The sequence below is a fragment of the Uliginosibacterium sp. 31-16 genome (genome assembly GCF_030730865.1).
Classification (GTDB): Bacteria; Pseudomonadota; Gammaproteobacteria; order Burkholderiales; family Rhodocyclaceae; genus Uliginosibacterium.
Genome location: NZ_JAVALZ010000001.1, coordinates 599,948 through 622,071 on the forward strand (window position 1 = coordinate 599,948; position 22,124 = coordinate 622,071).

Sequence of the window (22,124 nt, forward strand, 5' to 3'; positions counted from 1 at the left end):
TCAGGCCGCCACCCCGAAGACTAGCGCCTCGTCTGGCTTCGCAGACAGACACCCTAAAGAACAAGGCCGGAAGCGGCTTTTCAGCCCCCCCCCCGCAAACCTCAAACCCGGAAACGTTTCACCGCGCCGGCCAGCTCGTCGGCGAGCTGGTTGAGGCTGTGGGTACTCTGATCCACACCACTCACGGCGCGCTTGTTTTCCTCGCTCATGCCGGCAATCTGCTCGACCTGACGCGCAATCAACTGGCTGGCGGCCGACTGCTCGCGCAGTGCATCGTTGATGCGGGTGCTGGCCTCGCTGGTCTGGTCCGCCGCCTGACGGATCTGCCCGATCGCCCCATCGGCCTGTTGCGCCAGCACCAGCTGCTCGCTGAATTCCCCCACCACACCCTGCACATCGGCGATCGCCCGGGATGCGCTCTCCTGGATCAGCTTGACCAGCTCGTTGATCTGCTCGGTCGAGCGCGTGGTGCTCTCCGCCAGCTTGCGCACCTCGTCGGCCACCACCGCAAAGCCGCGCCCCTGCTCGCCCGCACGCGCCGCTTCGATGGCCGCATTGAGGGCCAGCAGATTGGTCTGATCGGCAATCTCCTTGACGGTCTGCACGATGCCGGAGATGGCATTCGAGCGTGTTCCCAGTTCCTCCAGCGCCTGCGCCGTTTCGTTGATGCGTTCGGAGGTCCGCCGCAACTGGGCGTTGCCCTGCTCCATCGCGTGCTGTCCGGTGTCGGCATTGCGCCGCGATTCGCCAGCCAGCAGCTGCGCTTCCTGCGCCGCCTCGCCGACCTGCCCGACGCTGACCGTCAGCTCTTCGACCGCCGCCGCGACTTCAGTTGCCGAGCTGCTTTGCGCATCCGCCGCATGGCTCACCTGCACCAGTGCACTGGCAATCGATCCGGTCTGCTGTGCCAGCGTTTCGGTTTTGACATGGATCTCCTGCACGATCAGCTGGAAGCGCTCAAGCATCTGGTTCAGCGCCTGACCACACTGGGCCAGTTCGTCACGCCCATGCAGCGGCATCCGCAAGGTCAGATCCCAATCGTGTTCGACATCCAGCACGGTCTGGCGCAACTGCGACACCGACTGCATGATTGATTGCGCCAGCATCCAGCCCGCCCAGATCATCACCACCAGCACCAGCACAACCCCCAGCACCGTCAGCCAGACAGCATTGCGCATCACGGCCGCCGCTTCCGTGGTGTAACCGGTCGCCTGCGTTTCCTGGAACAGGCGGATGGTCTTTTCCAGTTCATCCAGCGCCAGTGCCAGCGAGCGGTCCATCCCGCGCACCGCCACATCCACTTTGCGGCCAGCCTCCGGATCAGCCGGATCGAAAACCTGCAGGGCCGCCCGGTATTTCTGGTCCAGCGTCTTGAGTTCGGCCTGCGCCTTCTGCGCCGGCGCCGGATCAAGCTGCGCTGCCTGCATGCCCTGAACAACCCGGGCAAGCGCCGCATCAGCCTTGCCGGCTTCCTCACCAAACTGCTTGAGGTGCTTGTCGAACAGGGATTTGTCGCTCCCGCGAATCAGGATGTTCTTCCACTCCTGCACCTGGGTCTTGAAACTGATCTGGGCCTGCGACACCGTCATCACCAGTTCGCCGCTCGCCAGCGTCGCCTGCAGGCCTGCGTCGAGCCGGCTAGACAAGCGCTGCATCTGCCACAAACCACACAACCCCTGGCCGAGAATCGTCAGCCCACCGACCAGCAGAAGCAACAGCAGCTTGGTCCTGATTTTCATGTCCACTCCTCCAGGCGCGTACATGCGCTCACCGGGAATTTACGGCCGACACAGGCAAGAGCTTGACCATCAATCCCCTAAAGTCTGTCCATGGTCTTCCAGATGCCTTGAGTAAGGCAGTTATCGAACGCTTTCAACCCCTCCCAACCTCCCCTTGACAGGGGAGGAGCACCCCGGATCCGGCCAGTTTGATCTCCCTCCCCTGTCAAGGGGAGGGGCGGGGAGGGGTTTGAGTGACAAACAAAAGTCATGAACAGCATCCAAGGGTACAAAGCCCCTGATTGGCACAGGTCATCCCGCAGGCACGCGAATCGGAGAATAATCCGCTCTGTACTGCAACAAATGCCTTCCCTCTCCGCTCTGCGCAACACACGCTTCTACGCAAAACACCATGCACATCCTGATTGTTGGCGCCGGTCTGGCCGGTGTAACTGCCGCCTGGTACCTGCGCGCCGCAGGCCACACCGTCACCGTGATCGACCGCAACGCCGGCCCCGCTCTGGAAACCAGCTTCGCCAACGGCGGCCAGATCTCCATCAGCCACCCCGAGCCCTGGGCCAATCCCGGCGCACCGCTAACCGTGCTGAAATGGCTGGGGCGCAACGACGCCCCGCTGCTCTTCCGCTGGCCTGCCGAAGCAGCGCGCATCGCCTGGGGTCTGCAGTTCCTGCGGGAATGCCTGCCGCATCGGACCCGCCGCAACACCCTCGCCATCGCCAATCTGGCTGCCTACAGCGGCGTGCAGCTGCGGGCCCTGCGCGAAGCCACCGACATCCACTACAACAGCCTCTCGCGGGGCGTGCTGCACCTTTACTTCGCCAAGGAAAACTACCTCCACGGCGAAGCCCAGCAGCGCGTGCTGAGCCAGCTCGGCATCGGCTCGCGCATGCTCACGCCATCGCAATGCGTCGATACCGAACCCAGCCTGGCCCATGTGGAAACGCGTCTGGTCGGCGGCATGTTCGGCACCGAAGATGAAAGCGGCGATGCACAACGCTTCGTCACCGAGCTGGCCGGCCGCTGCCGGGACGCCGGGGTTGAATTCCTCTACGACACCTCAGCGGAAAACTTCCTGCGCGACGAACGCCACATCGGCGGCCTGAAAGTCCTGCGCGGCGGGCGACACGAAACCCTGCTTGCAGACCGCTACGTGATCGCCGCCGGCAGCTACAGCACACCACTGATGCGCCCGCTCGGCGAGCGCCTGCCGATTTATCCGGTCAAGGGCTACTCCACCACCCTGAGCCTGCGCAACCCGCAGCGCGCCCCGGCCGTCAGCCTGACCGATGAATCCCGGCGCATCGTCTGCTCGCGTTTGGGCGACAGCCTGCGCATCGCCGGCACCGCCGAACTGAACGGCTACAACACCGATCTGGACCCAGAGCGCTGCGCCGCCCTGCTACGCTGGGCGGAAGATGTCTTCCCCGGTGTCTGCGACACGGCCGAACCCAATTACTGGGCCGGCCTGCGCCCCACCACCCCGAGCAATCTGCCCATCATCGGCCGCAGCAAGTTTGACAATCTCTTCTACAACACTGGCCACGGCACCCTGGGCTGGACGCTCGCCGCCGGCTCGGCGCACGCTCTGGCCGACATCATCGATGGCCGCCAGCCCGCCATCAACTACCCCTTCACGGGCCGCGCATGAGCGCCTCTGCCGAATATCTGGCCTATCTGGCGGAACTGCTCGCCCCGCTCGGGCGCATCCGCACCAAACGCATGTTCGGCGGCGCCGGCATCTATTGCGAGGAACTGTTCTTCGCCATCGTGATTGATGACGTGCTCTACCTGAAGGTGGATGACGAGAGCCGCGCAGCCTTTGAAGCGGAAGGGCTGGAACCTTTCCGCTACGAAGCCAAAGGCAAGCTGATGCAGATGAATTACTACCGCGCACCGGATGAAGCGCTCGAATCCCCCGCGCTGATGCAGCCCTGGGCCCGCGACGCCCTGGCCGCCGCATTGCGCGCGCGCAAGTAGACCCTCCAAGACCCGCACCCGGCAAAGATCTTCAGGCATACATCCCGAAGACAAAGGCCCCTGAAGGCTCTCCGCAGCACCCTCGTGAAGACCTGCTTCACATGCGGCTCTTCAGAGGCTGTTCACGATCTGTAGCGAGAGGCCGTCAGCAGAGTGAAGAGCAGCACAGGAACCGGAGTTTATGTTGATAAATGAGGATTCCGAGCAGCGCATGAGCCCTGATCACGGCCTCGCAGTAAGATCATGAACAGCCTCACAGGCACATCCTCCCCGAAATACCCCTGCCGAACAGAAGCAGCACCTAGGGCATGAAGCTACGTGGCGCAAAGCCCAGATCACGTACGGCCTCGGCATGCTCAAAGGTCTGGTCGTGGTTCATGCGCTCGGCCATTCCCAGACTCCAGTCGCGGCAGCGTGGCAGCACGCGCAGGCCACGCAAACCGAGCCTGAATGCCCAGAGCGGAAGACGCAGCACGCGCGGCCTCAATCCTGCAGCCGCCACCGTACGCCGGACCATATCCTGATAACTCAGGGCTTCAGCCCCGGAGAGGCTGTAAGCCTGCCCTGCAGCTCCCGGAACATCCAGCCCAGCGCAGCACGCCTGCGCCACATCCTCGACATGCACAGGCTGGCGCAGTCCGCACGCAGCACCAAACACGGGGAAGAAGCCATGACGGCGGTGAAACCGGGCAATTTCTGCCACATTGTGATCCCGTCCGCTGCCGTAGATCAGAGTCGGACGCAGGATCACCCATTCAACACCACGCGCGTCAGCCCAGTCCTGCAAGGACTGCTCGGCGGCAATCAAACGTCGGGCGACACGCTGCTCGGCAGGGTCAGCCGAGTCCAGCTTGGCAAAGCGGCTGGTGGAAGAGAGCACCACAATGCGCCGGACACCGCGCTGTTCGAGCCAGGGGAAATACTCCGGCAGCACCCACAACGGCAGCAGACTGATCCAGCCGGCCAGCGACGGCCCCGCAGCACCCGGCTGACTCCAGCAAACGCCAGGCAGCTCCGGACGCGCGCTCTGACGCGAAAACGCATGTACTGACCGGCCCGCAGATCGCAGCCGCGCCACCACACAGGCGCCCACCGGGCTGCTCGCCCCCAGCAGACCAATCTCAGCCGGAGGCACGCCCTGCCCTGAATCGAGACAGCACACCACGCAGCAGGCTGGCCCCCGCCACCATCAAGAACCGGGCCCACACGCCCAACATCACCAGCAGCATCAAAACGCCCGGGTACTGGTGACGGAAGTGGCGCCGATAAAAGCGCACCATACCCTTGTGCTTGTGCCACTCCACAAACACCGGCCGGGCCTGACTGCAAGCCCCCTTGGCATGCACCACGCGGGCATCCGGCACGAACAGCACCTGCCAGCCCGCAGCGCGAAAACGCATGCACCAGTCAATATCCTCGCAGTGCATGAAATAGCCCTCATCCAGCAAACCGACATCTTCCAGTGCAGACTTTCGCACCAGCATGCAGGCCCCCGAAATCGCCTCAACCGGTTCCGGCCCCATCGGCAGTGGCAAAGCATGCAGATCATAGGTCGAGAACAGGCGCGGATAACGCTTTTCAAAACGGACCAAACCAAAGGCCCGTACGAAAGACCGCCAGGGAGTCGGCACCGCCCGCCGTCCGCCCGCCTGCTCGGAGCCATCCGGGTTGAGCAGCAGAGCACCAGCCATGCCTGCGTCCGGGGCGGCGTGCAGGGCCTTGAGCAGCTCGCTCACCGCATGTTCATGCAGCACACAATCCGGGTTCAGGAACAGCAGCCAATCCCCCCGTGCAGCACCCACGCCGATATTGCAGGCCCCAGCAAAGCCAAGATTGGTCAGTTGTGGCAGCAACAGCACTCTTGCGTCGCCGCGATAGATCTCGCGTACGTTCTGTACGCTGCTGTCCGCTGCGTCACTCGCCGAGTTATCGACAATCACCACCTCGCCACATTGCGACAAAAGGCTGCGCACGCAATCAAGCAGACAGGAGCCGGCGTGGTAATTCACCACGATCACCGAAACCGACGACAAACCTGCTGCTGCGGGCATCAGCATCCTTCGGCCAGCCTCATCAGGCGCACTCATTACCATTCCCTGTCATCAAATCAAGTCCGGAACCATAGTCGTTTATCCAGCACGCGCCAGATCTCGCGGCAAGACACCTTTCGTTTTGACTGTATCACCCGGCGTTCACGCCATATCGCCGGAATACCCCTGAGAACATCCCGCTTGGCCCGCAATATATTGAGGCCCTGCCCACGCAAGGCGTACAGACAGACCACCGCCAGATTCATCAGCAGGTGCGCAGGCAAACAAAGCCAGAGCAAGGGGCCAGGCATGTTTTTCACGTAGCACCAGACCATGTTGCGATGCCCGTGATACACCGCAAACGGACTGCGCTTGCCGCCCGTAGTCGCCGAACCGACATGATTCGCTACTGCGGAAGGAATCAGAACACTTGCCCAGCCAGCGAGACGCAAACGAAAGCCCAAATCGACGTCTTCCATATAACAGAAGAAGCGCTCATCGAATCCGCCAACATCAAGCACAGCCTGACGCCGATACAAGGCAGCGGCAGCACAGGGCGAAAAGATTTCTTCTTCGCCCGCCTCGCGAACCAGCTCCCCATGCCCGGTCCGCCACGCTGCCCCGCTGAAGTGAAAAGCGTCGCCCAACCCATCCAGCCGGGACGGATCACCATCCTGGACCAGCTGAGACGCAAAACTGCCCGCCCCCGGGTAACGATTTGCAGCATCCAGCATGCGCTCAAGCCAATCCGCCGCCAGGAAAGCATCCGGATTAATGAGCGCGACGTAATCACAGTCCGCGCACAGACCCAAGCCATGATTGTTCGCCGCAGCAAACCCAAGGTTGGCCTCCATGCGCAAGACCATGAAAGCACTCGCACCTGACCAGATTGGCAGTGGCTCGGCACAGTCAGGGTCATTGTCCACGACCAGCACCCGATCAAACGGTCGCATCTGCCCGGCCAGTGCGGCCAAACAGCGCTGCAGTACTGCCGCACTGCGCCAATTGACAATCAGTGCAGCAACCCGAGGGCTTCGCTGGGTTACAACCATAAATCGAATGCCATGCCTTTAGATATAAAACTGATTGAGTATGAATGCGAACAGACGCCTGATCATCTACATGATCGAGCACTGCTTTGAAAAAGTGAAAATCACTGTGCCTTGGTCATGCAGAAGCAGGCTCTGCTCACCAGGCCCAAGACTCCCTATGCGCTTCGTCGGAAAAGAAATGCTGCAGCACAGGGATAAACTAGTTCGCGCTTGTTTTCACCCCATGCTGAGATTGAACCACCGCACGTGGTAAACCACCGTCAAACCAACACTGAGCAGCAACTTGATTTCGCCCCGCCTAATCATCCGCATCATCACGCTGCGGTCATCGCCAAAACACGTTCACGTTTCCAACGTTCAATAACGGCAGTGACAACCCCGATTTCGTCCTCAAGCCCTTACCGCCACTACAATTCCGATCATGATCAGCGCCACACCCACAAAATATTGCGGCTGAAAACGCTCGCCAAAAACAAAATGGCTGCCTACAGGAACAAGGACAAAAGCGAGCGCCATCAATGGATAAACCCGGCCAAGCTCAATTTTCTGAAGCACCCAGACCCAGGCTAAAGAAGTAATTCCATAAATCGCCATCGCAGCAAAAAGCGTCGTGGCGGTTTTGAGGGCCAGGAAGCTTCCCGTTTCTGACAGCGAAGTAGCACTGACTTTGAAAAGAATTTGGCCTATCGCCAAACCAATAACGCACAGTACCGCAATAATTTGAACCAGCATATTTCAGGCTTCAGTTTTCTTGACAAGCGCGTGGCAGACAAAGAACAGGTTCAAATCCATGGACGGCACGGGCAGCGGCCACCATGCCTCAGTGCGCTCTGGAAAATAATGCCTGAGCAAAGCGATCAGATTGTTGCAGGAATTTACATGCTCTCTCGCCATTACATAGTCGTAAGCAATCCCCTGCGCGATTGCGTTCTTGCGTGGCCCCAGATGTCGACCTAATCGCCACGCCACCCCCGGGTCCGTGGGAATGAGTATGGAAAGAACGCCCCCATTTTTGATCACACGCTGCCACTCTTTAAGCGCCAGGTGAGGCTGGTAGATGTGTTCGAGTACATGAGTTGCAATCAGACGATCAAAGCGGTCGTCGGAATAACTTAATGTCGCACCACTCTGCACTTCAAACTTCAACTTATTGCTGAACTTGTTGTCCGATTTGTTTTTTGCAACATCAAGTGTTTTTGCGTCCAGGTCGGTAAGCACATACTCATCGAACCCATGACGAACAAAACTAAGGTGCTCACCGGTCCCCGCACCAATTTCCAGCACTCTTGCAAAATGGTCGCGCTCATTAAATTTCTTTTCGGTGAGCCTGTGACTAGCTCTCATCACTGCGGATTGCAATGGACTTGCATAGTTAGACTCATCGTACACGTCAGCAAATCTAGCTCGATAATCCAGCCATGCCTTATCTTCATTATTCATCGCGCACCCTACTGATATTTGGTTCGTATCTTTGATAACTGACGCAACTTGTGCAACGGCCTGCGTGGAACACTTGCAATATCGCCACCCAAAAAGGCCAATATAAATTGCGTTCCCATCAGGATAGGTAGCACTGCCAACATAACCGTCCCGACAGGCGTTGCAACCCCCTCATAAAACGACTTGACCCAATGATATAAACCAAAAGCCCCCCCGAAAGCGAACAACAGCAACCCCAGGGGCAACTCTATCGAGGCCAGCGACATGTCGCGCAAATAGTAATTATAAAATATTCTTTTTATGAAATTACGCGCGTGCTTAACAAGGAACTCGCCAACAATTCTAGATATTCTCAGGCTACTCACCTCATCACCATACTTGGCATCCATCGGCACATCCACCACCACCGCACGCAGTGTATTCAGCCTGAACAGCATGTCCGTCTCAAAAAAATACCGGCTGCTGATTTTTTTGAATGGCAGATGCCGTGCAACGTCCGCGTGAATTGCGGTATAGCCGTTGGTGGGATCGAATAAATCCCAGTACCCAGATGAAAGCTTGGTCATGAAGGACAATACCGCATTACCAAAAAGACGTATCTTTGGCATGGCGCGAATTTCCTCAAGATCAAAGAAACGATTGCCCTTCGCATAATCAGCCACTCCCGTCATGACGGGATCGACAAAGGCGGGTATCAAGCGGGGATCCATCTGCCCATCACCATCTATTTTTACAATTACGTCAGCCCCCGCGCCAATCGCCGCGCTATAGCCTGACATAACTGCAGCACCCACGCCTTGATTGATCGAGTGATAAACCACCTTTACCCTTGGGTCAGTACAGGCGCTCTCCACCAGCGCACCGCTCTTCTCTGGACAGCAGTCATCGACAACAAATATGGCGTCCACTTCGGGACCGATGCTTTTAATCACCCCCAGGATATGGGCCGAAACCTTATAGCAGGGTATGACAACGCTAATCATGAATCTCCCCCCACCCCTGTGAGGCAACAAAATCAAAGTAAATCCGGCTCAAGGCTCGTCCCTTCGACAGCAACATTCCATCCTTCCCCGATCGCCCGCCGGGCCAAACCAAAATTCAGCAGGGAACACTAGGATTAAAACACCTTAATGATAAGCAAGCCGTTGTGAATTAATTTCGCCCACAACCCAAAACATATATGCACCATCCGCACAGACAACAACCTGCACCTCTGCCCCAGCGCAGCAGCTTGAGCCCTTCGCACCCACACAGGACAACACTCCGGCCCATTGGGCTGAATCATGAGAGAACCCAAAAGACTGGAAACGGAATTCCTCATGCTCAAGCACCTTGTCTTTAGCCGCCTCATCGTGCTGACGGCGTTCTCGTGTGGATAAAAGATCAGGCCGTATCGCCTTCACACGGGCCTGGCGTCGCGGGAGACGGTGCGGGCGCCAGCATCAACGGCAACAGTAACAACGGTATGACCACCACGGCATACTGATAGCGAAAATCCGGGGCACCGATCAATGGAGCCAGCGACAGCGTATTGAACACTGACGGGGTGGCCAATAACCACCAGCGCCGGTCACGACGCGCGACAGCAAGGCAGCCAACCATGAACAGCGTGAGATAGAGATAAATTGCGGAATTCCAAAACGCCATTGACCATGGGTACTCCATCGTTTTTAGCGCCAAGGCTTTCGTTCTGTCATGAAGGCTCGGAATCAGAGGAAATCTGTCAATCTTGAGTCGCTGAACAAACTCGTCGCTGTAAATTGATAGAGGCGCGGTAACCAGTGGCTGATTCTTGAATTGAATTCGCCAGAGCATGCTGGTCACACACAACTCATGATCAATCGCTATCTGGGGGTCATGCTGGATCTGGCGCCACGTTATATCCATAACCTCTGAGGCATTCTTGGAAAGAGCGGCCCAGTTAATCTGCTTATGCCAGAACAAAGGAACAACGGAAGGGCAATAGTACGCGCTACGCCAATTCTCAAGCGGCAACACAGACAACATTACGGCTGCATCTTTTTCATTAAATTGGGCTCCAGCTGCAGCATAAGCGCCCAATACATGCATTGGGACAATGGCCCGATACCGCTCTGGAATACCAGAGATGCCGAGCGCCGGATACATCACCAGCTTGATGAAAAGCAGTACAACAGTCGAACCCAATGCAATACTCGCAAGCCCACGCACCTGAGGTCGGCGCCAAAAAAATGCCACAGCCATCCCCGCCAGAGCGGGGGCAACAAGCATGCCATTGTGGCGTGCCAGCCCGGTGACCAGCAATCCCATCGCAAGCAAGATGGAAACATCACGCGGCAGTCGAACGTCATCAGCGCGCAGTAGTCGAACGAACGCCACCACAATCAAAATTATTCCAATTGTATAAAACGGGTCTTTAAGGTAAGTCGTTGCCATGACAAAATTGGCAGGACACACGGGAAAGAAAACTGCCAACGCGTAAATAGCCCACCGTGGCACACCGCTGATATCCAGCTCGCGAATAACAAGCATCAGCAGGGCAGTCAACAACAGGTATTGAATGACAATGAGGGATGCGGGGCTGTTCCACAGTTGAACAGATATCCAGGCGAGGCCAGAATGAAAGGCCGACATCAGATCCCGAAAGCCTCCAGTCGTAGCCTCCTGCCAGGTTCCGTCCGAGTCAGACGTCATCTGCGCTGGCCAAAAAGCCAGGTGAGATATCCCGTATGCAATAACACTGGGAAGCGCGAGCAGCGCGTACATCCGTCGCGACAGCGGCGGGCGGGCGACGAAACGGCGACGCATTGACCCCACCAGCACCGATCCCAGAGCCATGTAGAGCATCGTCAAGCCGGCAATAATGGCAAGATTTCTAGCGGCAAGCGGTAGCCATACCCGCTCAGCCTGAACCCCGGAAAAGTCCTGCAATGTGAGCCGCAAGGCCCCCTTCTGCTCACTGTAGAGATCCAGTCGGCGAACACGTCCATTGACGGACACGTCGACTATCCCGGACCACGAGTGACGCACAAATTCAATAACGAAGCCGGGCCCCACATCGCCAGTCCACTGGAGCTTCGCCGCGCCGTCCAGATGACGCAAGACCGAATTCTCTGTCCCCCAGGAGGAGTCAAAATGCGCGCCATCAATCAGTTCCCGGGAATCAAAGCGAGTTGAGTGCGCGCCGAAAACCGTGATCCACACCTGAACGCCACGCGACTGCGGATTTGCCTGACCCGTCGCAGCGATTTCCAGGTTAACTCGGTTCTCCATCCAATTAAGGGGGTACGCCACGGCGGAGATTACGGCGAGAAACAGCGCGAGTATCGCCAGTCGGTGCCAGCTTGTACGGTCAAGTCCAGCGGGGATCATCTTGTAAAACGTCCGCTGCACTGACTGGGCGAGCAGAGCGGACATCCGTCGCAGGATAGACGGGTGTGTGACGGAACGGTGACACATCCATCGCACCAGCACCAGTCCCAAGGTCATGTAGAGCATCGTCAGGCCGGCAATGATGGCAAGATTCCGAGCGACAAGATCCGGCTGTACCCGCTCCGTCTGAACCCCGGCAAAGTCCTGCAAGGTGAGACGCAAGGACGCATTCTGCTCGCTGTAAAGATCCAGGCGGCGAACGCGTCCATTGACCGATACGTCCACGATCCCGGACCAGGGATGACGCACAAATTCAATAACGAAGCCTGGTCCCACGCGGCCAGACCACTGGAGTTTCGCCGGGCCGACCAGATGACGCAAGACCGAACTCTCGGCCCCCCAGCTGGAGTCATAATGCGCTCCATCAATCAGTTCTTTGGCATCAGCGCTTGCAGAATGCGAGCCAAATACCGGAATCCATACCTGAGCGCCGCGCGACTGCGGATTTGTCTGGCCTGTTGCAGCAATTTCCAGGTCAACGCGGTTCTCCACCCAGTTAAGGGGGTATGCCACGGCGGAGATTATGGCCAGGAATAGCGCAAGTATCGCAAGCAGGAGCCAGCCAGAGCGGTCGAGTCCGGCGGGGATCATCTTATAAAGCATCCGCTGCATTGACTGGGAAATTTGATGTTTTGGCATTAAACAGGATGATGCGTATGAAGGATTAAAGAGCGTTTCGGCAAGCGAATTTTCATTCAATGCTCTTGTCAAATAATCGTACTTAAGCAGCTCTGTTCAGGACCATAGCTACATATGCAGCCGATTCGCCGAATACCCTCTGCTTCAGAGAACTCATTAGAAATGAATGTTGCCAGGCTTCTACATTGATCTTTCGGACTAACCGAGGCGCACGCACGACAATCGACTCAATCAGTCGTTCGCTTGCTTTCGCCTTGGCCCAATAACGACAAAGACTCTGCAGTTAATTATTTTTTAGTCCTCGCAATCAAAGCAAATTGTAAGTTCTACCTCGACGAGCTGTCGTAGCCATAACTTCGCCTTCGGTGAGGTTTGACCGGCGAATTTTCAGTAGCTCTCTGGTCACTTGGATATCCAGAATAAGGCCGCTGCGCGTCATATCTTCCATAAGATCTATGATTAGATTGGCCGGAGATGGCACTGAATACCAACCGTTGGCGGGATCTTGAAAATCATCCTGAAATGCCCAGCACCAATCTTCAATAATATACATTCCGCCCGGCCGCACCAAAGGAAAGAGCGTCTTGAATGACGTCTTGGTCTGCTCGTAAAAGTGCGAAGCATCGTCCACTACAAGATCCAAATGACCGTCAAAATCTCGGCCAACAATTTCTCTAAGCTGCTCAACATCATCTTGCGACGTTCCGTAATAAAGACGAGCTCGATCTGAGTTATCCGAAATGTATTTATCTAGAGCTGGAATCGGATTAGTCGATAGCTCAATCGCTGAAATCCTATCTGGCTTTAGAAGTTGATCCAAGAAAACGAACGACCCGCCTTGATAGACACCGAGCTCAAGTATTTTTCTGCATTCTTCAGGAACTAAAGAGGTGTAGTGACCCAAAAAATTCTTTGCTTTCATCATAAGAAAACGCGAATCATTAGACAGCACTTTGCTGCCGCCATGAGCGTAGTCCAAAGCCATCACATACCCGCCAATCTCAAAATCGGTGTCATTCAGCCAGTTCAATGGAGTTGTATTCATCGTCAACGCCCTCTATCAGGTTTGAAAGATCGTTCGAAATATCACCGCCAAAATTGACGGGGATAGCAGTCGGCTCAGGCTATTTCTTTAGGCTCAAATAGCTCAAGCATTCTTCTCAGGATGATTCAGTAGCCACGTCACAAATTTTTCCAGGCCTTCCTCAAAGCCTACTTCAGGCGACCAGCCCAAGCCTTGGCTCGCACGCGCATTGCACAACACATTTGACGGAATATCGAATGCTCGGCCAGGTAAATATCGACAATCAGCCACGCGCCCGGTCACTTTCTCAATAGCACGAATCAGCTCATTCAGACTGTGCCCACGCCCCGACCCGATATTGAATATCCGCTCGCCTTCCGTTTTCACCAAGGCTGCCAGCAAGGCATCGACCACATCCGAGATATAGATGAAGTCGCGAACAACGGAACCGTCGCCCCATATTTCTACCGGCTCTCCGATCAGGATCTTGCCCAGGAATACCGCGACAGCCCCCTGGCTTGCATGCAGACGTTGCCCCTCTCCAAACGGGTTTGCCAACCGCAGGACGGCATAGTCCAAACCATGCAGCTCGTAAAACAGTTGCAGATATTTCTCGATTGCAAGCTTCGTGATCCCGTAGGAGCAGATTGGATCAGTGGGATGATCTTCCGTAACCGGTACGCTCTTCGGAACGCCGTAGACCGTACCACCTGACGAAACAAAGATGACCTTCTTCAAGCCCAGCCGGACGGCATGGGTCAGCAAGCGGACGGACCCGAGCACATTGCTCTCGATATCAAAGACAGGGTCTGCATTCGACGACTTTGGCAGGGTCGTGGACACCAGGTGATAACAGAAATCACACCCCTCCAGAGCGCTTGCGACCTCTGCCTCGCTAACGAAGTCTCCTTCGCAAAGCTCGAAATTCGGGTGTTTCAAATGGCTGCCATGTAACGGAGAGGTCACATTGGGCCGATCAAAACTGCGCACGGAATACCCTTGTGCCAGCAGTGCTTCGACCAGATGAGAGCCAATGAATCCCCTCCCCCCCAGAACCAGACACTTGCCCCGCATGGGCTCACTTTTATTGGCACTATCGATCAATCCCGGCTCTCCCTGAATGCGGCTGAATTGGTGCTTACGTCACAAAACACGGCGATAAACCTCTTCATACCTGTCGATCATTTTTGACGCATCGTATTTCTCGGCGGCACAAGCAACCCTTGCATGCAGCGCCTCATATAGTGACCTGTCATCAGACAGGCGGACGATGATACCCGCAAGAGCGCCGACATCGATTTCCCAGTCCATGACCTGAAACAAATAACCGGCCAATCCGTCCTTGCTCTCGAGCATCTGGCGAACCTCGCCCAGCTCGCTGGCGAGAACGGGTTTCCCAGCGAGCAGGCAGTCGATCAACACCAGCGGCGCGCTTTCGCCCTTGAAGCGCGAGGGCAAAAAACCCATGTCGCAGACCGCAAAATAGTCGCGGATATTCTGGCGAAACCCCAGGAAATGCACCCGGTCCGAGCGTTCGGCGTCGCTCAAGCGATCGAACTCAGGCCCGTCACCGATAAGAAGAAGGTGAATCCGGCGCTCGGAACGGAGATTCGCCATGTTTACCGCCTGAATGGCTTCCGCCCAGCCTTTTTCCGGGATGGCCCGCGCAACCAGGCAGAGCACAAAATCATCCGCCCCGATATGCATGGAGTTTCGGTCCACAGGATTCACCGGCATTGCTGGCAGGGCGTTACTGATTTTTGAAAAATTCTTCAACCGGCGGAATGATTCGGTAAAACAGGCAACATTCTTGTCTGCCGTAAACACAAACTGGTCGATCCGCAGGGTCAGCAAGGGCAGCACAGCATCAAGCTGGCTGGGCGACATCATTTCGTACATCCCGTGCATCGTTACAACCTGCTTGATCGCCTTGTTGGCAATCAGCAGGTTGGCCAAGGTCAGGTCCACCCACGCGTGATGCGAATGCACCAGTTCAATCCCCATGTCTGCCAGAGCAGCACCTGCCAAGTCGAGCCTGGGCAACTCCAGCCGCGGAATCCGGGGGGAGAGCATGTTCAGCACCCCGGGCTCCGTAGGGCGCTCAAGACAATTCAGAAGCGTGACGGCGTACCCTCGCTCATGCAAAAGGTTCGCCAGGAGGATCGGAAAGGTTTCTCCGCCACCTGCGGTCAGTGCGTACACCGCCATGACCACATTAGGGTGTCGGTACTCCGCCTTGCCCCATACACGATCAGGATCGTAAAGACGCCTGAACTCGGCCCGTCGTGAGCTCCCCCGGTGACAACACCAGTGATGGTAAAGCGCACGATCCTGCTTATCGAGAATGCTTCGGTCCAGACGGAAAAGCCCGGTCAGAAAAGAAGCAACGACCTCATGTTCGGCATAGTAGAGATCCGCTTTCTGGGCGCTCTGTGAGGTACTGCCGTCGTGCTGGCGATAGAAATTGGTGGCGCGTGGCGTATAGGCCAGCAATCCGCCACGAACAATCGACAGATAAAAGATCCAGTCTCCGCACATCCGGAGATTGAGCCAGCGCGGGTCCTCAAGAAGCGGCAGGCCGCGCGGATGCCTGAACAATGCGGCACTCACGTTCGGCACGATATTCTTGACAGCCCACCCTGAGCAGACCAGCGCGTGCGCAGAGCCTAGAAACGGACGATTCCAGTCGGCGATGTTCAATTCCGCAAGATACTCGTTGAGGGTCCAGACTTCGGCAGCTGGATCACCCTTCACGAATACTGTATTGCAGAAAGACAGCATGACAGCGGGGTTCTGGAAAGCACTCACCTGCTCGGCGAGAAAGTTGTCCGAACAGAAATCGTCGCTTTCGGCGATCCAGACCAGCTCACCCGTGGCGATTTCGAACCCGGCTTTCCATTGCCGGAAAACGCTGCCGGAGTTTGCATCGTTGAACTTGCAGAGGGTCTGTTCCGGATATCGACGTGAAAACTCCAGGAGCACTTCTGCACTGTCATCGCTGGAGCAATCATCGAGCAGGATGACCTCGAAGTTGCGATACGTCTGCCGGTAAATAGACTCCAGGCGCTGGCGCAGATACGGCGCATGGTTGTAGTTCGGCACAATGACCGAAACTTTTGGGCTGAATCCCGGATTCGCGGCAGGAATATCACCGTAGAGATCGAATCCAGTGAAGCGAGACGCGCCCCCTGAAGCAAGCCCTCCCAGCAGGATGCCGGCTCGGCGCCGAATCCCCCCAATCCCTTCTCGCCGCCAGATGCGAAAGGCGCGCTGAAGCGCCATCACGGGCGAGCCCTGATAAAAAGCAAGCGCCCGCGGAATGGCGCGGAACAGGCCAGAGATTTCAGCGAGCCGCTGGCGCATGGTTTCTGAGTGAATCATTGGATGAAAAGCCCGCGAAGTCGGCCTGCCGGGGATTAATGTTGCACGGCCTCATTCGGCTCGTGGGCAGCCTTGATGGTACGTTCGATGATTGAGATGTATTGCCTGGCGACCACGTCAATCCTGTATCTGTTGGCCGCCTCGGCCACCTTTTCGTTGGCCCGTCGCAAGGCATCCGCGTCCGTTGCGTAAGACGCGATGACCTGAGCCGCCTGCGCTACCGGCACCTCCCAGTCATCCAGTTCAATCACCTCTCCTGCGAGGCCACAGCCCGTGTCAAGCATGTTCCTGATCTCGCCAACGGCGGTCGCAATATACGGCCGGCCCGCAAACAAGCAATCCACAATCGTCAGGGGGAAGCTTTCAGACTTGAACTTCGTCAGCATGATGCCCATGTCGGCCGCCGAATAGAAGCCAACCGAGTTTTCACTGAATCCCGCGAGATACACAAACGCCGGCACCCCGCCTGACCCACAGTATTCGTCATAAACCGGCCCGTTCCCGACAAGGATCAAGCGAATGTCCTTGCCGCTGACGTCACGCGCCAGCGTCACCGCTTCAATCATTTCGGCCCAGCCCTTGTCCGGGATTGCCCGGCTCACGCAGCACAGAACAAAGGCATCTTCAGGCATGCCGATCTCTGCCCGAAGTACCGGCTTTATCACTGGCGGCTGCATCCCGTTCGGCAGCTTCATGAACTTAAGCGAATTTTCTTCGTAGAGCCCATGCTCAATAAAAGGCCCCAGGTTCTTGTCTGCGGTATATGCCCAGGTAGTTACATTTTCATGAGCGATTTTGAGTTGTTCAGCGGTCACGCCAAATGCATCACCATGCTCGATCATTCCATGCAGCGATGCGACATGGGCTTTAAGCTCGCTGAATACATCGGAAACGTAAATCGGGTACTTCTGAACGTGCCACTGGTGGGAGTTGAGAACTTCGATTCCAAACTCATTCACAAGGTGTTTTGTGGCCTCAATATCTGGCGTTTCAATCAAGGGAATATCCTTCCGCAGCATGCGTCGCACACCGTCCTCGCGCTGACCATGCCCGGCGCTCAGAAGAACGACCGAATAGCCCTGTCGTTTGAACTCATTGGCCATCCGTATGGGAAGTATTTCTGCACCGCCAGGATAGAAACCCATCGTAGACACAGCAATACAAGGGGTACGAGAACGACGCGCATCGAGTATTGCCCCTTCATCGCACCAGGCCATGAACTCATCGTCACTCTTCCCGCCATGCCAGTCGTAATACTCTCTGACTTTTTTGCGGAACTTTTCGATCACGCTGCATGGAACATCATAAAGAGACTGAACAGCCCGGGCGGCTACGTTTAGCTCGCGATAAAAAGCCTCTTTCTTGTAGGTATTCGCTGCGGTACTGCCTTCATACCGTCTGAAGTAATTGGTCGTCTCCGCGGAGTAGGCAAGCTTCCCTCCACGCAACTGGTGCAGATAGAAAATCCAGTCCCCCACTACCCGCATCGACAGCCAGGCTTCGTCGTCCAGCAGGGGCATGTCCACCGGCCGCCGGAAAACTGCGCCGCTGGCATTGGGGATGGTGTTGATGATCCCGAGCGCCTCCGAGACCTCGCGATGGGCTGTATTTACGTAAGAATGCGCCCACTTGTCGCGACACGCCAGATCCCGCACATGATGCATGAATTCATCAGGCATGACAGACTCATCGGCACGCACGAATTCGGTTTTCGAATAGGCCAACATCACCGCTTCATCATCGAAGCAGCGAACCAGCTTCGCCAGAAAATCCGGGTCGCAATAGTCGTCACTTTCGGCAATCCAGATCAGATCGCCGGTCGCGGCCTTGATGCCCTTCGCCCACTGGCGGAAGACGCTCCCGGAGTTCTGATGGTTGAACAGCTGCGTGGTGACGTCCGGATACCGGTCCGCATACTCCGTGAGCACGTCACGGCTTTGATCGGTTGAACAATCGTCCAGCAGCAGAACCTCAATATTCGTGTAGGTTTGTTGATAAATGCTGTCAAGGCGACGCCGCAGATACGCGGCATGGTTGTAGTTCGGAACGATCACTGACACCTTGGGCAGGGGCAGCCCTGAAGGCAAGCCGAGCAGCGCGCGACTGATCTCATTCAGCTTGCTGTAGCCGGCAAGCCGGTCCGGCTCCAGCACAGCCCCGCGACTCCAGTCGTTCCAGGCATTGACAAACATCAGTCGCTGCCCCGGAGCGTGTCTGGCTCTCGCGTCAGCGATCGCGGCGTCAAGCCAGCGGCGGCATTCCTTCTGGTTGTACCGCGAATAGCGCAGGGTTACGTCCGGTTTCAGTGGCGCGTCGTCACGCCCCAGCGTAACTGAGCGGTAACACGGAATGGCATATTCATCGCGTGCCCCCATGCGCGCAATGGCCTGGGAAACGATCACGCTGTATGGCACAGAAACAATGCCATTCTTGTGAAGTGGCGTGAAATTTCCGGTCTCTCCGGGAACCGGGGAAACCGGAAAGTCGAGGATGGCATCAAGCTCAATCCCGCTCGCCGCCACGCTCATTCGCTCCGACAAACCATCACGCCGGCCTACCCGGTAGGGCCGGGGGATTCGATCACGCTTCAGCAGGGCATCAAACGTCGCCAGCGCCGCCACGCAATCATGTTCGTCATCAGGCAGAGTCATCACCAGGGCGGGGCGTCCATCCATGCGCAGGTAACGCTCATCCGCCAGTGCGCGCTTCAGAAGAGCGGCGAACAGCTCATCAACCCTTGACGAACGCAGATCGATATCCAGCATGAATTTCATGCCAAGCTCGCGGCTGGCCAGAAAAACACCCAGCGGGTTCTCTTGCGCCGGTTTTTGACTCGCATCCAAAGCGAAACACCATGCCGACACACCGTGGCGCCTGGCCATCAGCGCCTGTTTGGCTAGCGTATCGGAGCTGGACGCCGCATAAAAGCCAAGGTCTTCGTGGGGCATCAGCATTTTTCCGACGCCTTTGGCCGCCTTGCGGGCTTGCTGCACGCCCAGCCAATCCGGACGGGTGTAATAGGCGACCAGCTGAATGTCGCTGTTCAGCTGACCGAAATATACGTCGTCTTCATATCGGCTATTCGAGTCTGGCGTGGCCTGCCTTGATTCTGACGCGCCAGCGACAACGTAGTGCCAGAACGGGTTGAGCGCCGCGTTTTTGATATCGCGGTACGCATCCAGGTAACCACGCGTGTCAAAATCATCCGAAGGGTTGCGCCCCTCACGCCACCCACGTTCGCAGTAATGGCGTATTGGATCTGCAGGTGACGGCTGGATATCCGGATACATCGCCAGGTAATAGGCGACATCAAACATCCCCGATTGGGCAATGGCCTGGACCTCTTCATCGATGCGACGGGGATCAACAACAACAGGTTCGCCCGCCTGTAATGGAGCCTCGGCCGGCGCCATGCCCTTGTCGTCGAGTTGCTCCACGGAGGGGGCAACAAGCACGACGCTACCGGAAGCCTGGCCTGCGCCGCCAGCACAGAATGCCCGCTGAGGCTCATCCGCAGCACGGTGGATCGGCCGGCCTTCGGCCTGACCATGCTCGATGTAATGCAGCAATGGATTGATGTGCGCAGCGGCAACATCAGGATGAAGCTCCAGATAACGACGCGTACTGAAGAGCGCCGACGGATCTCTATGCTCCTTCCATCCGGAAAGACAGTAATGCGTCGCAGGGTCTATCCCCGCAGCGCCAACGTCTGGGTTTTGCTCGGCATAGAATGCTTGATCGAACAGCGGACTCAGCCGGACACGGCGGATGGCGAACTGCCGAAGCAGCGGAATGCGTGCCAAACGACGGCTGAGAATAGCCCGCACTGGCCGGGTGCCCGCCCCCACATGGCTGGAAATGAGCCTCAGGGGCTGGGTGCAGCGCCATGAGTGCGATTGCAGCAACGCCTGAATTCGTTGCTCTTGATAGCTGATCTGCGCGTCACGCCCGGCAAGTGTCTGCTCAAACCGGCCAATCTGTCCATCACGTGCAGCAAGCTCTTGATCCAGCCCCGATATCTGCGCATCGCGTTCCGCGAGCGTCTGGCTGAGACCGGCAATCTGTCCGTCGCGCGCAGCAAGCGCCTGATCCAGCCCAGAGATCTGCGCATCGCGTTCTTCGAGCGTCTGGTTGAGACCGGCAATCTGTCCGTCACGCGCAGCAATCTCTTGGGAAAATCCGGCGATCTGTGCAGCAAACGCCTGCTGGAGCCCGGAAATCTGTCCGTCGCGTGCAGCAAGCTCTTGATCCAGCCCCGATATCTGCGCATCGCGTTCCGCGAGCGTCTGGCTGAGACCGGAAATCTGTCCGTCACGTACTGCAAACTCTTGGGAAAATCCGGCGATCTGTGCGGCAAACGCCTGCTGGAGCCCGGAAATTTGTCCGTCGCGTGCAGCAAATTCTTGCTCCCGCTCCGATATCTGCGCATCGCGTTCCGCGAGCGTCTGGTTGAGGCCAGAAATCTGCCCGTCACGCACGGCAAGCGCCTGATTCAGCCCTGAGACCTGCGCATCGCGCTCAGCCAGGTTCTGGCCAAGCACAGTGATCCGCTCATTACGCTCACCTAGCCGCTGATGCCGTCCCCGAATGAGTTTAATTGCCTTGATAGCGATGTCGAATTGGTCCGCAGAGAATGCGTCTTTAGCCTCAGGTGGCTGCTTGTCATATCCGAATACATCAAAATCATGCGCATACAGCGTGCGAATCAATTCGGCGCTTCGCACCGTGATGAAATCAGAAACGTAAGGAATCAGGCTTTCGTTAGCACGACGCCCTTGAAACGGGCTGGGAATGTAGAAACCCAGCCACTCAACGAGTGCCTGGGTAAGCGTTTCTCTTTCTTCAATTTTGGCTACGCAAGAATAATTGATCAAATCCGGACGTAGCAATTTAGCCTGTGGCGTCCAGTGATGATCCCAAAAGGAAGGTGCCTCATTTTCGGCGAGATGCTCGAGAAAGCATTCAAATGCCATCGCTACATCCGAGATCGTTCGGACCGGATGATTAAAAAACTCTTCCTGAACGTAAGGCGCAGACTGCAAGGGCTCTTGCAGCATAAGCTTGGATTGCCAGGCCGAGAATATCCGCTTGTAGGGATTGCGAACAACGGCGAATCTGAAATAGGCGTCTGACGCAAGGGCCTCAGAAAGGTCGGTCAGTTTCAAACCGGTTACATTTGGCGCAACCCGATGAGACTCGTGAACGACAAGATCGCGATCACTCTCTGCACTGTCAGTAACGTTCCGTAACTCTTCTGCATAACCTTCCATGGCAGCAACCCACCACTTGAGGGTAGTACAGGCCACTTTGGGAGTTGCTACATAAAAAAATCGATGGCACTCAGAACGATAACTGTTCCACTGCAAGTAATTGCCAAGGCTTTTTTTGTCTTCTTCAGACCAATCATTAATATTCAAGGCGCAACCCTATT

Annotated in this window: 14 protein-coding genes; 2 read left to right on the plus strand and 12 right to left on the minus strand. The window is 56.8% G+C overall.

Going from position 1 to position 22,124, the window contains the following annotated elements:
- Positions 1 to 101: 101 nt before the first annotated feature.
- Positions 102 to 1,739: a methyl-accepting chemotaxis protein gene (locus Q9Q94_RS02800; protein WP_305978498.1), complete on the minus strand. Its 1,638-nt coding sequence runs from the start codon at positions 1,737 to 1,739 to the stop codon at positions 102 to 104.
- 391 nt (positions 1,740 to 2,130) lie between these two features.
- Between Q9Q94_RS02800 and Q9Q94_RS02805 the strand changes: the two genes are divergently transcribed.
- Together Q9Q94_RS02805 and Q9Q94_RS02810 are read left to right on the plus strand one after the other, a co-directional pair.
- Entirely contained in the window at positions 2,131 to 3,387 is a 1,257-nt protein-coding gene (locus Q9Q94_RS02805; RefSeq protein ID WP_305978499.1) for a D-amino acid dehydrogenase, read from the plus strand.
- Complete coding sequence (locus Q9Q94_RS02810) at positions 3,384 to 3,716, plus strand: TfoX/Sxy family protein (RefSeq protein ID WP_305978500.1); 333 nt, start codon at positions 3,384 to 3,386, stop codon at positions 3,714 to 3,716. Before Q9Q94_RS02805 ends, Q9Q94_RS02810 begins: the two co-directional genes overlap by 4 nt.
- A 301-nt stretch (positions 3,717 to 4,017) precedes the next feature.
- Here the strand turns inward: Q9Q94_RS02810 and Q9Q94_RS02815 are convergent, their stop codons facing one another.
- The 11 genes from Q9Q94_RS02815 to Q9Q94_RS02865 all read right to left on the minus strand — a co-directional run bounded on the left by Q9Q94_RS02815 (position 4,018) and on the right by Q9Q94_RS02865 (position 22,110).
- Positions 4,018 to 4,851, minus strand: coding sequence for an NAD(P)-dependent oxidoreductase (locus tag Q9Q94_RS02815; RefSeq protein ID WP_305978501.1), 834 nt, complete (start codon positions 4,849 to 4,851; stop codon positions 4,018 to 4,020).
- Positions 4,838 to 5,803: a glycosyltransferase family 2 protein gene (locus Q9Q94_RS02820; RefSeq protein WP_305978502.1), complete on the minus strand. Its 966-nt coding sequence runs from the start codon at positions 5,801 to 5,803 to the stop codon at positions 4,838 to 4,840. Before Q9Q94_RS02820 ends, Q9Q94_RS02815 begins: the two co-directional genes overlap by 14 nt.
- Positions 5,804 to 5,823: 20 nt before the next feature.
- Positions 5,824 to 6,798 carry a glycosyltransferase family 2 protein gene (locus tag Q9Q94_RS02825; RefSeq protein WP_305978503.1) on the minus strand — a complete coding sequence of 325 codons (975 nt, stop codon included), beginning with the start codon at positions 6,796 to 6,798 and terminating at the stop codon, positions 5,824 to 5,826.
- Positions 6,799 to 7,188: 390 nt separating this feature from the next.
- Positions 7,189 to 7,530: an EamA family transporter gene (locus Q9Q94_RS02830; protein WP_305978504.1), complete on the minus strand. Its 342-nt coding sequence runs from the start codon at positions 7,528 to 7,530 to the stop codon at positions 7,189 to 7,191.
- 3 nt (positions 7,531 to 7,533) lie between these two features.
- Positions 7,534 to 8,238 carry a bifunctional 2-polyprenyl-6-hydroxyphenol methylase/3-demethylubiquinol 3-O-methyltransferase UbiG gene (locus Q9Q94_RS02835; RefSeq protein ID WP_305978505.1) on the minus strand — a complete coding sequence of 235 codons (705 nt, stop codon included), beginning with the start codon at positions 8,236 to 8,238 and terminating at the stop codon, positions 7,534 to 7,536.
- Between the two features lie 8 nt (positions 8,239 to 8,246).
- The gene (locus tag Q9Q94_RS02840; protein ID WP_305978506.1) at positions 8,247 to 9,221 is read right to left on the minus strand and encodes a glycosyltransferase family 2 protein; all 975 of its coding nucleotides are present in this window, start codon (positions 9,219 to 9,221) and stop codon (positions 8,247 to 8,249) included.
- 400 nt (positions 9,222 to 9,621) lie between these two features.
- Positions 9,622 to 12,348 carry a hypothetical protein gene (locus Q9Q94_RS02845; protein ID WP_305978507.1) on the minus strand — a complete coding sequence of 909 codons (2,727 nt, stop codon included), beginning with the start codon at positions 12,346 to 12,348 and terminating at the stop codon, positions 9,622 to 9,624.
- Positions 12,349 to 12,595: 247 nt separating this feature from the next.
- The gene (locus Q9Q94_RS02850) at positions 12,596 to 13,333 is read right to left on the minus strand and encodes a class I SAM-dependent methyltransferase (RefSeq protein ID WP_305978508.1); all 738 of its coding nucleotides are present in this window, start codon (positions 13,331 to 13,333) and stop codon (positions 12,596 to 12,598) included.
- Positions 13,334 to 13,435: 102 nt separating this feature from the next.
- Positions 13,436 to 14,416, minus strand: a complete 981-nt coding sequence (locus tag Q9Q94_RS02855; protein ID WP_305978509.1) for an NAD-dependent epimerase/dehydratase family protein — start codon at positions 14,414 to 14,416, stop codon at positions 13,436 to 13,438.
- A gap of 39 nt (positions 14,417 to 14,455) precedes the next feature.
- A complete protein-coding gene (locus tag Q9Q94_RS02860; protein WP_305978510.1) occupies positions 14,456 to 16,693 on the minus strand; it encodes a glycosyltransferase in 2,238 nt (745 codons plus the stop codon).
- Positions 16,694 to 16,728: 35 nt separating this feature from the next.
- Positions 16,729 to 22,110 carry a glycoside hydrolase family 99-like domain-containing protein gene (locus tag Q9Q94_RS02865; protein ID WP_305978511.1) on the minus strand — a complete coding sequence of 1,794 codons (5,382 nt, stop codon included), beginning with the start codon at positions 22,108 to 22,110 and terminating at the stop codon, positions 16,729 to 16,731.
- Positions 22,111 to 22,124: the final 14 nt, after the last annotated feature.

Coding starts and splice junctions, on each gene's coding strand:
- Q9Q94_RS02825 (WP_305978503.1), bottom strand. CDS start 6,798: ATGGTTGTAACCCAGCGAAGCCCTCGGGTTGCTGCACTGATTGTCAAT.
- Q9Q94_RS02830 (WP_305978504.1), bottom strand. CDS start 7,530: ATGCTGGTTCAAATTATTGCGGTACTGTGCGTTATTGGTTTGGCGATA.
- Q9Q94_RS02835 (WP_305978505.1), bottom strand. CDS start 8,238: ATGAATAATGAAGATAAGGCATGGCTGGATTATCGAGCTAGATTTGCT.
- Q9Q94_RS02860 (WP_305978510.1), bottom strand. CDS start 16,693: ATGATTCACTCAGAAACCATGCGCCAGCGGCTCGCTGAAATCTCTGGC.
- Q9Q94_RS02850 (WP_305978508.1), bottom strand. CDS start 13,333: ATGAATACAACTCCATTGAACTGGCTGAATGACACCGATTTTGAGATT.
- Q9Q94_RS02840 (WP_305978506.1), bottom strand. CDS start 9,221: ATGATTAGCGTTGTCATACCCTGCTATAAGGTTTCGGCCCATATCCTG.
- Q9Q94_RS02820 (WP_305978502.1), bottom strand. CDS start 5,803: ATGAGTGCGCCTGATGAGGCTGGCCGAAGGATGCTGATGCCCGCAGCA.
- Q9Q94_RS02800 (WP_305978498.1), bottom strand. CDS start 1,739: ATGAAAATCAGGACCAAGCTGCTGTTGCTTCTGCTGGTCGGTGGGCTG.
- Q9Q94_RS02810 (WP_305978500.1), top strand. CDS start 3,384: ATGAGCGCCTCTGCCGAATATCTGGCCTATCTGGCGGAACTGCTCGCC.
- Q9Q94_RS02805 (WP_305978499.1), top strand. CDS start 2,131: ATGCACATCCTGATTGTTGGCGCCGGTCTGGCCGGTGTAACTGCCGCC.